We start from the raw sequence: 16,543 nt of genomic DNA, 5'->3' as shown, positions 1-16,543 counted from the left end.
GCCGGGGGCCCTCCGTTACCTGCCCTGCCCTGGGTCAGGTGTGTGTGGGCGCTTCACCCCTCGGGAGGGGTCAGGCGCTCTTGGCGTCCGCGAAGCGGGCCGAGACGTCCTGCCAGTTGACGACGTCCCACAGGCGGGTGACGTAGTCCGGGCGGACGTTCTTGTACTGCAGGTAGTAGGCGTGCTCCCAGGCGTCGAAGGCCAGCAGCGGGGTGGTGCCCTGGCCGACGTTGCCGTGGTGGTCGTAGACCTGCTCGACGATCAGGCGACCGCCCAGCGGCTCCCAGGAGAGGATGCCCCAGCCCGAGCCCTGCACGCCGGTGGTGGCGTTGGTGAGCTGCTTCTTGAAGGCCTCGAAGCTGCCGAAGTGCTCGGTGATGGCGTCGGCCAGCTCGCCCTCGGGGCGGTCGCCGCCCTCCGGGGAGAGGTTCTGCCAGAACAGCGAGTGCAGCACGTGGCCGGAGAGGTGGAACGCGAAGGTCTTCTGCAGGCCGACCAGACCGCCGAACTGCTCCTTGTCGCGCGCCTCGGCCAGCTGCTCCAGGGTGTCGTTGGCGCCCTTGACGTACGCGGCGTGGTGCTTGGAGTGGTGCAGCTCCAGGATTTCCGCGGACATCGCGCGCTCCAGCGCGGAGTAGTCGTACGGCAGGTCGGGAAGCGAGTAGGTGCCCATCAGGACACGGCCCCTTTCGGCGAGTTCAACGTGACGATCGTGCCGGATCAACACTATTGCGTATGAGTTGCAGAAACACACGAGGGGCTCCTGCATATTCCTCACGGCGAGTCGGGCACAATGGTCATCGGCCTGTGTAATGAGCGACTAGGGTGAGTGACCATGACCGACACGCCGGTGGTGCTGGGCATCGAGTCGTCCTGCGACGAGACCGGCGCGGGCCTGGTGCGGGACGGCGTACTGCTCGGACAGGCGGTGGCCTCCTCGATGGACGAGCACGCCCGCTACGGCGGCGTGGTGCCGGAGATCGCCTCCCGGGCACACCTGCAGGCGATGGCTCCGGTGGTCCGCGAGGCGCTCGACCGGGCCGGGCTCACCCTCGCCGACGTCGGCGCCGTCGCGGTGACGACCGGTCCGGGCCTGGCCGGGGCGCTCCAGGTCGGGGTGGCGGCGGCCAAGGCGTACGCCTTCTCGCTCGGCGTCCCGCTCTACGGGGTGCACCACCTGGCCGGGCACGTGGCCGCCGCGACGCTCGACGGCGGGCCGCTGCCCGACCCCTGCGTGGTCCTCATCGTCTCCGGCGGGCACACCTCGCTGCTGCTGGTGCGCGACCTGGCCCGCGATCCGGTCGTCCACCTGGGCGACACCCTGGACGACGCGGCCGGCGAGTGCTTCGACAAGGTCGCCCGGATCCTGCGTCTGCCCTACCCCGGCGGGCCCGCCATCGACCGCGCCGCACGCGAGGGCGACCGGCGCGCGGTGCGCTTCCCGCGCCCCCTGAGCGGGCCGGCCGACCCCCCGTACGCCTTCTCCTTCTCCGGCCTCAAGACCGCCGCCGCCCGCTGGGTGGAGGCGCAGTGCGCGGCCGGCGCCGAGCCGCACGTCCCGGACGCGGCCGCCGCGCTCCAGGAGGCGATCGCCGACGTGCTCACCCGCAAGGCCGTCAGGGCCTGCCTGGACCACGGGATCGGGACGCTGGTGGTGGTCGGCGGGGTGGCCGCCAACTCGCGGGTGCGGGAGCTGGCCGAGCGTCGCTGCGCCTCGGCCGGGATCGCGCTGCGGGTGCCGCCGCTGCGGCTGTGCACGGACAACGGGGCGATGGTCGCGGCCGTCGGGGACCTGCTGGTGCGCGCGGGCGCGGCACCGGCTCCGGCGGACCTGTCGGTGGACCCGTCCGCGCCGCTGGAGTTCGCGGCGCTCACCCCGCGCGCAGCGGTCCGGGCGGCCTGAGGCGGAGCGGCCACCCTGTCGATTCCGGACAGGCGGGGACCAAACGCCCCAGTCGGGACCAAACGCCTCATTCGACGGGCCCCTGACAACGTTTCGGTTGCGGCGGGAGATTCCTTGATCTTCGACCTTCCCAATGCACTGTGACCTGTGCCATTTTACATGTCACACATCGAGAGGCCGCGTCCCCCATGCCGCGGCCCGAACGGCCCCGGAGGCCCCCACAGATGCGTTCCTCCTGGATATCGACGGCCAACGCGCGCAGGCTCCCTGCGCTCGGCGCCGCCTTCTTCATCGCACTCGGCCTGTTCACCCCGCAGAGCCAGGCCGCCCCCCTCGGCGCCACGGCCCCGGCGGGCAACAGCGCCGCCTCGTCGACGCCGCGCTCCATCCCGGTGCCCAAGTCGCCCGACGCCAAGAGCAACAGCGCCTTCAAGCTGTCCGCCCAGGACAGCGCCGAGGAGTCGGCCCCGCCGGCCGCCCCGGCCACCCAGCCGGCGAAGGCCGCCAAGGGCTACTCGGCCGCCGCCGCGGAGCCGTGCCCCGACCTCTCCGGAGTGCTCAACGCCACGGGCAGCGCGTTGATCCAGCAGCTCAAGGCACTGCCGCGGGTCGACTGCACCTACCCGCTGTTCAACCTCACCGGGGACAGCGTCAAGGCCTTCCGCGAGTCCAACATGGTGACCGTCGCCAACGCCCTGCGCGACGCCTCCGCCACCTACCCGGGCGACAACAGCACCAACATCGGCCAGTTGGTCCTGTTCCTGCGCGCCGGCTACTACGTGCAGTGGAACTACCCGGCCCTCGTCGGCGCCTACGGCCCGACGCTGAAGGCCGCGACCGGCGCCGCGCTGGACGCCTTCTTCGCCTCCGCCCACGGCAAGGACGTCACCGACGCCAACGGCGCGCTCCTCGTCGAGGTCGTCAAGGTGATCGGCCAGAGCGACACCCTCGGCCGCGAGGCCGGCGTGTTCAAGTGGCTGCTCTCCAGCTACAACGGCAGCTGGCCCGCCCAGATGACCAACACCGTGGCGGAGTTCGACTGGGTCCTCAAGGACGCCTACGAGTCCGAGACCGACGCCTCGGGCTGGAAGGCCGCCCTCAAGGCCGACCCGGCCATCCTCAACACCTGGTCCGGGTTCATCACCCGCAACGACTCGCAGCTGAACCGCTGGGACGTCGTCAGCAACATCGGCCGCTACCTCGGCCACGCCCTGAAGGTCGACGAGCTCAAGGGCCAGCTGCGGCCGATCATGAAGGACCTGATCAACCGCTACCCGAACGTCGGCCCCACCGCCCCGATCACCATGAACCTGGGCTGGGCCACCCGCCAGTTCGACAAGGGCAACTGCGCCGCCTACGGCATCTGCGACCTGAACACCCGCCTGATGCCGGTGATCCTGCCGATCCAGCGCGTCTGCAACGACGGCCTGAAGATCAAGGCCCAGGACATGTCCCCGGGCCAGCTGGACTCCACCTGCACCAGCCTGATCAACCAGGACGCCTACTTCCACAAGGTCATCGGTGACAAGGGCGCCGTCCCCGGCGACGTGAACACCAACCTGGAGGTCGTCGCCTTCGACGACTACGACCAGTACTCGCTGTACGCCTGGGCCTTCTACGACATCGACGTCGACAACGGCGGCATGTACGAGGAGGGCAACCCGGCCGCCCCCGGCAACCAGGCCCGCTTCATCGCCCACGAGGCGTCCTGGCTGCGGCCGTCGTTCTCGATCTGGAACCTCAACCACGAGTACACCCACTACCTCGACGGCCGCTACAACATGGCGGGCGACTTCGAGGCCAGCCAGACCACCCCGACCATCTGGTGGGTGGAGGGCATCGCCGAGAACATCTCCTACGGCTACCGGGGCGAGCGCAACGCCGACGCGATCGCCGAGGCCGGCAAGAAGACCTACAAGCTCAGCGAGCTGTTCGACACCGTCTACGGCCAGACCGCCGACGCCGACGAGAACTCCAACCGGGTCTACCGCTGGGGCTGGCTGGCCGTGCGCTACATGCTCCAGGAGCACCGCTCCGACCTGGACGCCGTGCTCACCAAGTACCGCGCCGGTGACTGGAACGGCGCCCGCACCGTCCTGAAGCAGGACATCGGCACCCGCTTCGACGCCGGCTTCGACGCCTGGCTCACCAAGTGCGCCGCCAACGACTGCGGCCCGCTCCCGGAGGCCCCCACCGGCCCGGTCACCCCGACCACCCCGCTCTGCACCATCCCCGACACCCGCCAGTTCGACAACAACTGCCGCCGCGACAACCTCACCGCCACCACCGGCAACTACAGCTACCACTTCGTCAACCTGCCGGCCGGCGTCCAGAAGCTGACCATCACCAGCAGCGGCGGCACCGGCAACGCCGACCTCTACTACGGCGGCTCCAACTGGGCCACCACCGGCAACGCCCTCGCCAAGTCCACCAACACCGGCAACAGCGAGACCCTCACCATCACCAACCCGCCGTCGGGCTGGGTCTACTTCAGCCTCGCCGCCCAGCAGAGCTTCACCGGGGCCACCCTCTCCGTGCAGTACCAGTAAGGCAATCCGCACACGAAGGGCCCCGCCGGGTAACCGGCGGGGCCCTTTTTGCACCATTCGGGACCGGCCCGATCCGCAAGCCGGCAACGTTTCGGTTTCGGCGGGCAGCAATCCCGTCCAACCACTTCCGGCGCCATGCGACATGTGCCATTTTACATGTCACACAACTATTGCCTCGTGCCCCACGCGAGGCCCGACTGCCCCGGAGGCCCCCACAGATGATCCGGATCTCCAAGTCCCACGCTCACAGAGTCCCTGCGCTCGGCGTCGCCTTATTCGTCGCGATGGGCCTGTTCACCCCGCAGAGCCAGGCAGCCCCGGCGGGCGCCCCGTCCACCGCCGGTGCCGCCGCTTCGGCGCCCCGGGCGATCCCCTTCCCCGAGCCCGACACCCGGCGGACGCACGACTTCAAGCTCTCCGCGGACGACAACGACCGGGCCCGGTCCTCCCTGGGCGCCCCGACCGCCGCGCCCGCCCCGGCCGCCAAGGGCTTCTCGACCCCCGCCGCCGGGGACAGCTGTCCCGCGAGCCTGTCCGAGCTCACCAACGCCACGGGCAGCGCGTTGGTCCAGCAGCTCAAGGACCTGCCGCGGGTCGAGTGCACCTACCCGCTGTTCGACCTCACCGGGGACGACGCGGCGACCGCCTTCCGCGAGGCCAACCTGGTGACCGTCGCCGACGCACTGCGCGACGCCTCCCCCGCCTACCCGGGCGACAACAGCACCGACATCGGGCAGCTCGTGCTGTTCCTGCGCGCCGCCTACTACGTGCAGTGGAAGTACCCGGCCGTCGTCGGCGCCTACGGCCCGACCCTGGCCGCGGCGACCAACGGCGCGCTGGACGCGTTCTTCGCCTCCCCGCACAGCAGGGACGTCACCGACGCCAACGCCGCGCTCCTCGTCGAGACCACCAAGGTGATCAACCAGACCTCGACGCTCGGCCGGTACGCCGGCGTCTACAAGTGGCTGCTCTCCACCTACGACGGCCTCACCGCGCCCGAGCGCCTCTCGGCCACCGTCGAGGAGTTCGACGGGGTCATCGAGCGCGGCTTCGAGGACAAGAACGACAGCACGGGCTGGAAGGCCGCGCTCCGGGCCGACCCCACCATCGTCGACGCCTGGGCCGGCTTCATCACCCGCAACGAGCCGCTGCTGAACCACGACAACCTGATCAGCAACACCGGCCGCTACCTGGGTTACGCCCTCCAGGTCGACGAGCTCAAGCCCCGGCTCCGGCCGATCCTGAAGGACCTGATCAACCGCTGGCCGAACACCGGCCCGACCGCCCCGATCACCATGAACCTGGGCTGGGCCACGCGCGAGTGGGACAAGGGCCACTGCGCCGACTACGGCATCTGCGACCTGGGCACCCGTCTGATCCCGGTGATCCTCCCGACGACGCACACCTGCAACCCGGACCTGAAGATCCGGGCCCAGGACATGTCCCCCTGGCAGCTGAGCTCCACCTGCACCAACCTGGTGAACCAGAACCCGTTCTTCCACAAGATCATCGGTGACCGGGGCGTCGTCCCCGGGGACGTGAACACCAATCTTGAGGTCGTCGTCTTCAACGACGAGTACCACTACAAGCTGTACGCCTGGGCCTTCTACAACATCGACGTCGACAACGGCGGCATGTACGAGGAGGGCGACCCGACCAAGGCCGACAACCAGGCCCGCTTCATCGCCCACGAGGTGTGGTGGGACACCTCGACGTTCGCGATCTGGAACCTCAACCACGAGTACACCCACTACCTCGACGGCCGCTACAACATGGGCGGCGACTACGAGGCCAGCGAGCTCACCCCGACCACCTGGTGGGTCGAGGGCATCGCCGAGAACATCTCGACCGCCTACCAGGGCGAGCGCTACGACAAGGCGATCTCCCTGGCGGCCACCAAGGCCTACAGGCTCAGCGAGCTGTTCGACACCGTCTACGACCAGACCGCCAGTGCGGAGGTCAACACCGACCGCGTCTACCGCTGGGGCTGGCTGGCCGTCCGCTACATGCTCCAGAAGCACCGCGCGGACGTCGACACCGTGCTCACCATGTACCGCGCCGCCGACTGGAACGGTGCCCGCACCTTCCTGAAGCAGACCATCGGCACCCGCTACGACGCCGACTTCAACACCTGGCTGGACGCCTGCGCGAGCAACGACTGCGGCCCGCTCCCGGAGGCCCCCACCGGCCCGGTCACCCCGACCACCCCGCTCTGCACCACCCCCGACACCCGCCAGTTCGACAACAACTGCCGCCGCGACAACCTCACCGCCACCACCGGCAACTACAGCTACCACTTCGTCAACCTGCCGGCCGGCGTCCAGAAGCTGACCATCACCAGCAGCGGCGGCACCGGCAACGCCGACCTCTACTACGGCGGCTCCAACTGGGCCACCACCAGCGCCTACCAGGCCAAGTCCACCAACACCGGCAACAGCGAGACCCTCACCATCACCAACCCACCCGCCGGGTGGGCCTTCTTCAGCCTCGCCGCCCAGCAGGACTTCACCGGAGCCACCCTCTCCGTGCAGTACCAGTAGCACCGGGCAGGACAACTAGCACCCAGCGCTAGACCTAGCACCACTCGGAGCAGCTGGCGCCGAACAGCACGTACAGCAACAGCACCATGAACGAGGGCCCCGCCGGTGTGCGAACGGCGGGGCCCTTCGCCGTGCCGCCACCGGAGCGGACCGGCCGGGCGTGAGGGCCGGCCGGGTGCTCGGCCCGGCGGAACCGCGCGCCGGTGCCGGAGCGTCTCCGGCGGGACCGATGATCACCGGAGCGGGGGCGGGCCATGGCGCAGGCGCACGGGCAGGCGCACGGGCGGGAGCACGGCGGGGGCACGGGGGCCGGTCCGGGGTGGTTCCTCACCGGTCCGCTGCTGACGGCGGCCGGCACCGTCGCCGGCACCGCGCTCACCGCCTCGGTGTGGAACGAGCGCTGCCCGTCCGGGGTCGAACCGCCGCACCGCTTCGCCCTCGCCGTGATCACCATGCCGGCGGTCTGGTTCACGATGACCGTGGCGCTGGTGCTCCTCCAGCTGCCGCTGCGCCGGGCGCCGGCCGGTGTGCGCTGGTGCTTCCTCGGCGGCACGGCGGTCCTGCTCACGGCGCTCTACGTGGTCGGCATGGGCCGCCCGCCGTCGGTGCCGCCGGACGACTGCCACGAGTCCTGGCCCCTCTTCCCGTTCGCCGGCTGACGCCCGCCTACAACAACTCCTCCGGGGCGAGGCGGTGGACGCCGGCGAGGTGATTGTCGAGTTCGCCGGGTTCGAAGCGGCACATGCCGACGGCGTGCCAGAACTCGCCGGCCACGTCCCCCTCGCACTTGTAGGCGCCGGAGGGGAGCAGGGCCGCCCAGCCGTCGGGGGCGCCGAGGAGGGTGGCGAGAGCGGTGGGGCGCCCGTCGGCGGGCACCCGCCAGAGGCGGACGGTGCCGTCCTCGCCGCCGCTGGCGAGCAGCGACCCGTCCGGGCTGAAGGTGACGGCCAGGATCCGGCCGGTGTGCCCGCGCAGCCCTGCCAGTTCGGTACCGCTGAGCGGGTCCCAGACCCGCACCACCCGGTCGTCGCCGGCGGTGGCGAGCAGCGGGCGGTGCGGGTGGGCCGCAGCGGTCCACAGCCGGCCGATGTGGCCGGTGAGGCGGTGGCGCACGGCGCGGTCGACCCAGATCAGGGCGGTGCCGTCCCAGGAGACGCTGGCCAGCCAGGCGCTGTCGCGGGCCGGCGCGACGGAGTACACCCGGTCGGTGTGGCTGGCGAGTTCGGCCTCGACCCGGCCGGTCGCGATGTCGGAGATCCGTACCGTGGCGTCGTCGCAGCCGGTGAGCAGTTGCCGTCCGTCGGGGCTGAAGGCGATGGAGCGGACCCGGCCGCGGTGCTCGCGCAGCGTGATGAGGTGGGCGCCGGTGCGGCGGTACCAGATACGGACGGTGTCGTCGTCGTTGGCGGTGGCGACCAGGGTGCCGTCGGCGCTGAACGCCTCCGCCCAGACGTGCTCGGTCTCGACGTCCATCTCGCGCAGGTACTCGCCGGTGCGGGCGTTCCACAGGCACAGGTCGCCGTCGTTGGTGGCGGTGGCCAGCACGGCCTCCTCCGGGCTGAACACGGCGGAGACCAGCCGGCTGCTGCGGCCGGAGAGTTCGCGCAGCCGGCGGCCGGTGGAGGGGTCCCAGACCCGGATCGCGCCGTCGTTGCCGCCGGCCGCGAGCAGGGTGCCGTCGCCGCTGAAGGTGAGCGAGCCGATCCGTCGGCCGTGGCCGCGCAGCAGTTGGCGGCTGCGGCCGCTGGCCGGGTCCCAGAGCCGGACGCGGCCGTCGTTGCCGCCGGTGACGAGCAGCGGGTCGTTCTCCGCGCCGCCGCGTCCCGACCCCGGCCGGAAGCGGCAGGCCCAGACCGAGCCGCGGTGCTCGGGGGGCTGGCGGCGCAGCGGCACCACTTCGCGTACGCCGGCCGCGCCGACGACGCCCGCGCCCTCGGCGGCGCCGACCCGCCAGACCCGCACGCCGCCGTCGCTGTCGCTGGCGGCGAAGCGGGTGCCGGCCTCGTCGAAGGTGACCTGGTAGATCTTGCCGGTGGAGTCCTCGGCCCGTCCGGCGGAGGTGCCGTCGAGGGGGTTCCAGAACCGGACCTGGCCCTCGGTGTCGCCGCTGGCGAGCAGGTCGCCGTCGGGGTGGAAGGCGAGGGTGTAGATCCGGCCGGCGTGGCCGGGCATGCTGTGGCGCAGTCGGCGTCCGGCGACCTCCCAGATCCGCACGGTGCCGCCGGTGCCGTCGTCCGGGCCGCCGTCGGCGGTGGCGACCAGGGTGCCGTCCGGGCTGAACGCGGAGCGGTAGACGGTGCCGCGGTGGCCGGGGAGGACGGCGAGCCGGCGGCCGTTGACGGTGGACCACAGGCGGGCGCCGCCGCCCTGGTCGCCGGTGACGATGACGGTGCCGTCGGGGTTGAAGACGGCGGTGTAGACGGGGGCGGCGTGGCCGGGCAGGCGGTGCAGGGGTTCGCCGGTGGCGGTGTCCCAGAGAGTGACGACGCCGTTGAGGTCGCCGGTGGCGACCATCCGGCCGTCGCGGGAGAGCGAGACGGGCCAGACGCCGCCGGGGTGGACGTCGAGGATGTGGCGGCATTCGCCGGAGACGGGGTCCCAGAGCCGGACGGTGCCGTCGGCGCTGCCGGTGGCGAGGATGTCGTCGGCGAACTTGACGACGTAGACGCGGCCGATGTGGTCCTTGAGGGTGCGCAGGGCGATGCCGGTGACGGCGTCGCAGACGAGGACGCTGCCGTCCTCGGAGCCGACCGCGAGCAGGTGGCCGTCGCGGCTGAAGGCGACGGGTTCGGGCAGCCGGGTGGAGCGCACGTCGAAGCCGTAGGGGACGCCGACCTCGGAGGGGCTGAAGCCGGCTTCGACGGGCAGTCCGGGGGCGATGGCGGCGGCGCGCAGTTCGGGGGCGGCGAGCACTTCGTCGTCGGTGACGGCGGAGATGAGGGCGGCGCGCTGCCAGCGGCTGCCGCGCAGCCGGGCGCCGCGCAGGTCGGTGCGGATGAGCCGGGCGCCGTGCAGGTCGGCGAAGCGCAGGTCGGCGCCGCTGAGGTCGGCGGAGTCCAGGCGGGCGCCGGCGAGGCGGGCGCCGCGCAGGTCGGCGCCGGCGAGGTTGGCGCCGAGCAGCCGGGCGCCGCGCAGGTCGGCGCCGAAGAGGTCGACGCCGGAGAGGTCGCGGTGCGAGAGGTCCTCGCCGGCGAGGGTGGCGCCGCGCAGGTCGGTGTGGGCGGGCACGCGGAGGCGGTCGAGGACCTTGACGGCGTTGAGCCGGGCGGTCTCGGGGGTGGTGTCGGCGGCGTCCAGCACGGAGCGGGCCCAGCGCTGGCAGACCTGGTGGTCGGCGAGGTCGCAGAGGAATTCGACGGCGAGGCGGCTGAGCGGGCCGCGGGCGAGCAGGGTGGTGTCGCCGCGCCGGAGTGCCTCGGCGGCGGCGCGGGCGACCAGCCATTCGACCACGGAGCCGTGGATGAAGTGGAACATGCCCTCGTCGGAGCGGACCAGCAGGCTGCCGGAGCCGACGGCGTGGGCGACCTGCGGGGTGGGCATGCGGTTCTCGGCGAGGCCGCTGAGCACGCCGGCGATGTCGACGATCTCGTCGAGGGGGATGGAGCTGCGCCCGCTCTCCCACAGGCGCAGGGCGAGCAGGGTGACGGCCTGCCAGAGCTGGTCGAGGTGGAGGCCGGGGGCGGCGCCGGGGCCGCCGTGGCCGCGTTGTTCCTCGAACCGCAGCCAGGCGGTGAAGACCTCCTGGTAGAGGCCGGCGGCGCTGAGCGCGCGGCCGGCGCCGGCGACGGCGCGCAGCCGGTCGTGGTCGAGGTCGGCGACGAAGCTGAGCAGGCGGGGGTTGCGGCACAGGGCGAGCAGGTCGGGGATGCCTTCCAGCAGGCGCATCCGGCGGGCGGCGGCCTCCTGGTCGCCGTAGCGGTTGCCGAGGTAGCCGCGGATCTGGTGGGGGGTGAAGTCCTGGACGGCGATGAGGCGGCGTTGCGGGAGCAGGCCGACGCGTTCGCCGAGTGCGGTGAGGACCTGTTCGTGGGAGCTGAAGTGCTGGGTGCGGCTGGTGACGACGATCTTGGCGTTGTCGACGGCGGCGTCGAGCAGTACCTGGAGGTGGTCGGCGGCGCGTTCGTAGCTGACGCGGTTGACGAGTTCGTCGAAGCCGTCGAAGAGCAGGACGACGCGGCCTTGGCGGAGCATGTAGCGGAAGGCCCGCAGGTCGAGGGTGTCGATGCCGTGCTCGGTGAGGTGGGCGGCGACCAGGCCGTCCAGCGAGTGGGCCTTGTCGAGTGCGCTGAGTTCGATGAACAGCGGTGCGAGGTGCGGGAGTTCGCCGGGCAGGCGGCGGGCGAGCTCGCGCAGGGCGAAGGTCTTGCCGCGGCCGAAGTCGCCGAGCAGCAGGACGAAGCGGCCGTGGTCGGATTCGAGCAGGCGCAGCAGTTCGTCGACCAGGCCGTCGCGTTCGTCGGCGGCGGGGCGTTCGGCGTCGCGGTAGCGCTGGGGCAGGTAGAGGCCGGGGTGGTACTGGCTGTCGGTGGCGAGCCGTTCGGTCTGGGCGGCGACGTAGCCGCGCAGGTCGAGCAGGCCCTGGAACTCCAGGAAGCTGCGCAGCCGTACGCCGCGTCGGCGGGCGCGGTCGCGCAGTTCGCGGGTGGGCGGTGGGCCGTCGTGGACGAGTTCGGCGTCGAGGGCGGTGCCGTCGGCGTGGACGGATTCGGCGAAGCGTTCGACTTCTTCCTCGGTGGGGGTGCCGACGCAGGCGGCGACCCGTTGCTGGCGGACCAGCCCGGATTCGGCCCAGGTGACGAAGAGTTGGCCGGTGCCGCCGGTGACGGGGCGGATCTGGGCGCCGGGGTGGCGGGTGCGGCAGACTTCGGCGACCCGGGCGAGGAGTGCTTCCTCGGGGGTGGCGAGTGCGCGGGTCTCGTGGTCGGTGTCGGCGGGTTCGCGGACCTCCTCCAGTTGCGGGGGGCCTGCGTCGGGGGCCGGTTCGAGGGGCGGGAAGGCGCGTTCGGCCCGGCGCCAGGGCAGGTCGAGGCGTTGGCGTTCGCCGGCGGGGGCGGGCCAGCGGCTGAGGCCTTCGCGGGTGAGCCGGAGCAGTTGGTGGGCGCCGGGGGCGGCGGCGCCGAGGACGGGCAGTGCGCCGGCGGAGGTGGTGAGGGTGCGGGGGGCGGTGCGGCCGTCGCCGGGGCCGTGCAGCAGCAGGTGGAGGCGGGGTGCGGTGAGCCGGGTGAAGCGGTCGCCGTCGCGCAGCGGTTCGGCGTCCGCGCCGCGGGGCGGGCGGACGGCGGGTGCGAGGTTGCCGGAGCGGGCGCCGGGGGCGGTGGCGGCGACGGGGTGGCGCAGGGCGCCGATCCGCAGCCAGCCGTCGTTCTCGTAGGGGCGCAGGGCCTGGGCGAACCAGGCGGCCTGTTCGGGCCCGAGCCAGCCGTAGCGGTCCTCGGGGCGGTGGGTCCAGGCCATGGAGGAGTTGAGGCCGGCGACGACGGTGCCGAGTTCGGGGACCGGGAAGAGGGTCCAGGGCTGGGCGCTGTCGAAGACGACGTCGAGGCCCTGGTAGAACTCCTGGAACAGCCGGGCGTAGTGCCGCCATTTGGGCCAGTAGGGCGGGGCGGGGCGCAGTTCGTCGGCCTCGCAGGTGGCGAAGTAGGCGCGGGAGGCGGCCTGGTTGACGTCCTGGCCGCCGGGCAGGACGGCGACCCGGTGGGGTTCGAGGCCGAGCAGGGCGCGGATGCCGGTGAGGAAGGAGAGCGCCTGTTCGCATTCGCGGGGGCTGCCGGTGGCGGTGAGGTCTCCGGTGACGACGACGAGTTCGGGGGTGGGGGCGCCGGCGTCGGCGAGTTCGACGAGGTCGCCCCAGATGGCGGCCTGGAGGTCGACGGGGTCGTGGCCGCTGCCGAAGGCGGGTCCGGCGAGGTGGAGGACGGTGACGGCTTCGCGTCCGCCGGGGCGGCCGGCGGCCTGCGGGTATTCGGGCTGGACGGAGGGGCGGCGGCGGCCGGCCCAGCCGGTGCCGCCGACCTGGCGGGGGGCGGGGACGTGGCTCTGGGCGGGGTCCTGGGCCTGGAGCGGCCCTCCGGAGCCGCCGGAGCCGCCGGGGTTGCCGTTGCCGGGGTAGCCGGGGACCAGGTCGGGGCGGGCCCGGCCGTCCATCGCCTGGGCGACCCTGGTGAGCAGCAGTTCGCGGGCGCGGGCGGGCTCGGTGACGCCGACGAGGTCGATGTAGGTGAGGGTGGCGAGCAGGCCGTCCACCGGGATGTCCTCGATCCGGACGGTGACCAGCCGCCGCTCGGGCGCGTCCGGGTCGGCGCGCAGCGCGGCCTGCCACTCCATCCGGCCGTAGCGCGAGCGCTCGTAGTTGCGCGAGAGCAGCGCGATGACGGCGGCGGACTCGGTCACGCCGCGGTCCATGAAGTCGACGAAGTTGGTGCCGGGCACGAAGTCCCAGGCCTGGAGGAAGGCGCGGTAGCCCGCTTCCTCCAGGATCCAGGCGATCCAGGCCGCCCAGCGTTCGTCGGCCGGCGAGTAGCTGATGAAGAAGTCGATCGGCCCGGGGCCACCCGGGATCGCGTCAAGAGCCCCCATGGGAGGAGCTTATGACCGATCCGGAGAGGCTCAACCCTGTTTCGCCGCAACGGATCCGGGTGGTTTTCGGCGACGAGTTGTCGAACCCGCGAACGGACGGCGTCCTTCCGTACGACCGGCGGCTCGACCGGCAACGCCTCGTGTGCGACCCTGACGTCCGTGTTCGCGTACTGGCCCGCCGTCAAGCGGCTGCACCCCCTGGACCTGCTCGCCGCGGGGCTGCTCGCCTTCGGCCTGCTGTTCCTCGCCACCGGGCTCCTGCCGACCGACTCCGCCGGAGCGGCCGTCCACCGGATCGCCCCGCTGCTGGCCTTCCTCGGCTCGGTCATCGTGCTCGCGGAGCTCACCAGCGCCGCCGGGGTGTTCGACGTGGTGGCCGCCTGGGTGGCGCGGGCCGGGCGGGGCAGCTATCCGGCGCTGTTCCTGCTCTGCGTGGGTTTCGCCGCGCTGACCACGACGGTGCTCAACCTGGACACCACCGCCGTGCTGCTCACCCCGGTCATGCTGGCGCTGGCCGGCCGGGTGGGCATCGCCCCGCTGCCGCTGGCGATGACCACGGTCTGGCTGGCGAACACGGCGAGCCTGCTGCTGCCGGTCTCCAATCTGACCAACCTGCTGGCCGCCGACCGGGTCGCGCTCTCCCCCGCCGGCCTGGCCCGCGCCATGTGGGCGCCGCAGCTGGCCGCGCTGCTGGTCACCATGGCCTGCCTGTGGGGGTTCTACTGGCGGCGCGGGCGGCGCGGCGCGGCCTCCTACGCGCCCCCCGAGGCGCACCGGCCCGGGGACCGGGTGCTGTTCCGGATCTGCGCGCTGGCCTGCACCGGTTTCCTGGCGGCCAGCCTGGCGGCGGTGGTCCCGCTCTGGGCGGCCTCGGGCGCGGCGGCGGCGGTCGTGGTGGCGGCGTTCGCGGTGCGCCGGCCGGAGGCGCTGCGGGTGTCGCTGGTGCCGTGGCGGCTGCTGGTGATGGTGCCCGGCATGTTCCTGGTGGTGCAGACCGTGGACGCGCACGGGCTGCACCGGCTGCTCGCCGACGCGGTCGGCGCGGACGGCGGCACGCTCGGCCTGTTCCGGGCCTCGGCGGTCGGCGCGGGCCTGTCCAACCTGCTGAACAACCTGCCGGTGTACCTGGCCGGGGAGGCCGCGGTACCGGGGGGCAACCACACCCAGTTGCTGGCGCTGCTGATCGGCACCAATGTCGGCCCGCTGGTCACGCCCTGGGCGTCGCTGGCCACCCTGCTCTGGTTCGAGCGCTGCCGCTCGGCGGGGCTGCGGGTGCCGCTCGGCGAGGTGGCCGCGACCGGCGCGGTGCTGGCGCTCGGCGCCGTCACCCTGGCGACGGCGGCGCTGGCCCTCACGGGGTGACTACCGCGCCGAGGCCCGGGCCACCAGGTCCAGCAGGTGCGGGACGGTCTCCGGGCGGCCGGCGACGTAGCTGCGGGCCGCCTCCGGCCGGCCGGTCCGGGCGCTGAAGGGGCCGCCGTCGAGCGCGCGGACCTCCAGGCCCGCCTCGGTGGCCAGCAGCAGGCCGGCCGGCAGGTCGATCTCCTCCGCCCGGTAGCCGACGAAGCCGTCGATCAGCCCGCGGGCCAGCAGCGACCAGGTGAGCAGCGGCGCCCACAGCTGGAGCACCCGGCCCGCGCCGGACTCCAGGGCGTCCTTGAGGGCCCGCGCCACCGGGTCGCCGGGCGGCACGCCGTGGCCCTGGGTCCAGCCGAGCACCGGGCGGGCGGCGCGGGCCGGGCGCGCGGGGGCCCACAGCAGCCCGGCCGGGCCGTACGCGCCGGCGCCGCGCACCGCGCGCCAGGTGTGGCCGGCCACCGGGTCGTGCACCACGCCGAGCACCGGCTCGTCGTCCACGCAGAGCGCGACGCCGACCACGTAGGCGGGCAGGCCGATCACCACGTTGTTGCTGCCGTCCAGCGGGTCGACCAGCCAGGTGCGGCGGGCGCCGGGCGCGCCGGCCTGCCCGCCGCCCTCCTCGGCGCGGATCCGGTCCGCCGGGTAGTGCCCGGCCAGCCGGCGGGTGAGGAGTTCCTCGGCGAGCAGGTCGAGTTCGGTGACGACGTCGCCGTCCGCGCCCTTGGCGTCCACCCGGAAGGCGCCGTGGAAGCGCGAGCGCAGCAGGGCGCCCGCGTCCTCGGCGGCGCGCACCGCGACCCGGCACTCCTGCGCGTACTCCCCGGCCCCGTGGCCGGGGTCAGCCGTCGAAGCGTCCACCGATCCTCCTGGCCGCCTCCCGCGCGATCCGGGCCGTCCGGTCCGCGTCGCACAGCCGCCGCACCACCCGGCGGGCCGCGCCGTCCACCGGCCCCAGCAGCACGTCCACCGGTCCCGGCACGGTGCGGCCGAGCACGACGGTGGCGGTGGGCGAGCCCTCCGGCAGCACGGTGGCGTGGAACTCCCCCGCCCGCAGGGTGTAGGTCTCGCCGCGCCCGCTGGTCTGCTCCTCCAGCGGCTCCCAGCGCACCAGCCGCCCGGTGGGCCGCACCTCGTCCACCCCGGCGGCGGGGTCGCTGTGCACCTCGTAGGCCCGGTGGGTCGGCCGGGCGGGCTCGTCGTGCACCCCGATCCGCAGGTTGCCGATCCGTCCGTAGAGCACGCTGCTCTTCAGCTCCCAGCTGTGGCAGTGGATCTCGCGCTGTCCGGCGGCGGTCGCCGGGTCGAAGACGTGCACGCAGACGCCGAGCGCCCCGTCGCGCAGCACCGGCAGGCAGTAGAAGCCGAGCGGGTGGGCCACCGCCCGCAGCACCCGGGTGCCGCACGCCACCTGGGCCAGCAGTCCGCCGACCAGCGTGTCCAGCCCGGGCTCGGCGGCGGTGCGGCCCGCGGCCCGGTCGAGCGTCGTGAACAGGTCGTCGCTCATCGCTCCCCCTCGTTCCCCGTCCAACATGCTAGGACTGACGGGAAGTTGACGGCCAGCGAGTTGACGCCCCCGGCCGCGGTTTCCCGTTGCCGAATGCCGCGGGCCCGCGACG

At 73.1% G+C, this 16,543-nt stretch carries 9 protein-coding genes; 5 read left to right on the top strand and 4 right to left on the bottom strand.

Translation table 11 applies throughout. The features are described 5' to 3' along the window. Window positions 1-70: 70 nt before the first annotated feature. Window positions 71-673, bottom strand: a complete 603-nt coding sequence (locus ACFU74_RS29400) for a superoxide dismutase (RefSeq protein WP_350541079.1) — start codon at window positions 671-673, stop codon at window positions 71-73. Window positions 674-835: 162 nt separating this feature from the next. Between ACFU74_RS29400 and tsaD the strand changes: the two genes are divergently transcribed. The 4 genes from tsaD (at window position 836) to ACFU74_RS29380 (ending at window position 7,651) form a co-directional block, all read left to right on the top strand. Beyond that, window positions 836-1,903: a tRNA (adenosine(37)-N6)-threonylcarbamoyltransferase complex transferase subunit TsaD gene (gene tsaD / locus ACFU74_RS29395; RefSeq protein WP_380762107.1), complete on the top strand. Its 1,068-nt coding sequence runs from the start codon at window positions 836-838 to the stop codon at window positions 1,901-1,903. 224 nt (window positions 1,904-2,127) lie between these two features. After that, window positions 2,128-4,452, top strand: a complete 2,325-nt coding sequence (locus tag ACFU74_RS29390; protein ID WP_380762105.1) for a collagenase — start codon at window positions 2,128-2,130, stop codon at window positions 4,450-4,452. Between the two features lie 218 nt (window positions 4,453-4,670). Next, entirely contained in the window at window positions 4,671-6,992 is a 2,322-nt protein-coding gene (locus ACFU74_RS29385) for a collagenase (RefSeq protein ID WP_380762103.1), read from the top strand. Between the two features lie 254 nt (window positions 6,993-7,246). Continuing rightward, entirely contained in the window at window positions 7,247-7,651 is a 405-nt protein-coding gene (locus ACFU74_RS29380) for a hypothetical protein (protein WP_380762101.1), read from the top strand. Between the two features lie 7 nt (window positions 7,652-7,658). On the opposite strand, the gene ACFU74_RS29375 is transcribed toward ACFU74_RS29380, so the two are convergent. Next, complete coding sequence (locus ACFU74_RS29375; protein ID WP_380762099.1) at window positions 7,659-13,568, bottom strand: TIR domain-containing protein; 5,910 nt, start codon at window positions 13,566-13,568, stop codon at window positions 7,659-7,661. 159 nt (window positions 13,569-13,727) lie between these two features. Here ACFU74_RS29375 and ACFU74_RS29370 point away from each other — a divergent pair, with 159 nt between their 5' ends. After that, a complete protein-coding gene (locus tag ACFU74_RS29370; RefSeq protein WP_380762097.1) occupies window positions 13,728-14,930 on the top strand; it encodes an SLC13 family permease in 1,203 nt (400 codons plus the stop codon). Here the strand turns inward: ACFU74_RS29370 and ACFU74_RS29365 are convergent, their stop codons facing one another. Both ACFU74_RS29365 and ACFU74_RS29360 read right to left on the bottom strand, forming a co-directional pair. Next, window positions 14,931-15,785 (bottom strand): inositol monophosphatase family protein, encoded by an 855-nt coding sequence (locus tag ACFU74_RS29365; RefSeq protein ID WP_380762095.1) that lies wholly within the window; start codon window positions 15,783-15,785, stop codon window positions 14,931-14,933. It abuts the gene before it with no gap. After that, window positions 15,766-16,431 (bottom strand): hypothetical protein, encoded by a 666-nt coding sequence (locus tag ACFU74_RS29360; RefSeq protein ID WP_380762093.1) that lies wholly within the window; start codon window positions 16,429-16,431, stop codon window positions 15,766-15,768. Before ACFU74_RS29360 ends, ACFU74_RS29365 begins: the two co-directional genes overlap by 20 nt. Window positions 16,432-16,543 lie beyond the last annotated feature (112 nt).

The organism is Kitasatospora sp. NPDC057500 (assembly GCF_042802195.1).
Taxonomy (GTDB): Bacteria; Actinomycetota; Actinomycetes; order Streptomycetales; family Streptomycetaceae; genus Kitasatospora.
Note: the sequence above shows the minus strand (reverse complement) of the source record. Positions and strands in the feature narration are given on the sequence as shown.

What these genes read in the sequence shown, in the direction of transcription:
- ACFU74_RS29375 (WP_380762099.1), bottom strand. Translation starts at nt 13,568, where the DNA reads ATGGGGGCTCTTGACGCGATCCCGGGTGGCCCCGGGCCGATCGACTTC.
- ACFU74_RS29385 (WP_380762103.1), top strand. Translation starts at nt 4,671, where the DNA reads ATGATCCGGATCTCCAAGTCCCACGCTCACAGAGTCCCTGCGCTCGGC.
- ACFU74_RS29400 (WP_350541079.1), bottom strand. Translation starts at nt 673, where the DNA reads ATGGGCACCTACTCGCTTCCCGACCTGCCGTACGACTACTCCGCGCTG.
- tsaD (WP_380762107.1), top strand. Translation starts at nt 836, where the DNA reads ATGACCGACACGCCGGTGGTGCTGGGCATCGAGTCGTCCTGCGACGAG.
- ACFU74_RS29390 (WP_380762105.1), top strand. Translation starts at nt 2,128, where the DNA reads ATGCGTTCCTCCTGGATATCGACGGCCAACGCGCGCAGGCTCCCTGCG.
- ACFU74_RS29360 (WP_380762093.1), bottom strand. Translation starts at nt 16,431, where the DNA reads ATGAGCGACGACCTGTTCACGACGCTCGACCGGGCCGCGGGCCGCACC.
- ACFU74_RS29380 (WP_380762101.1), top strand. Translation starts at nt 7,247, where the DNA reads ATGGCGCAGGCGCACGGGCAGGCGCACGGGCGGGAGCACGGCGGGGGC.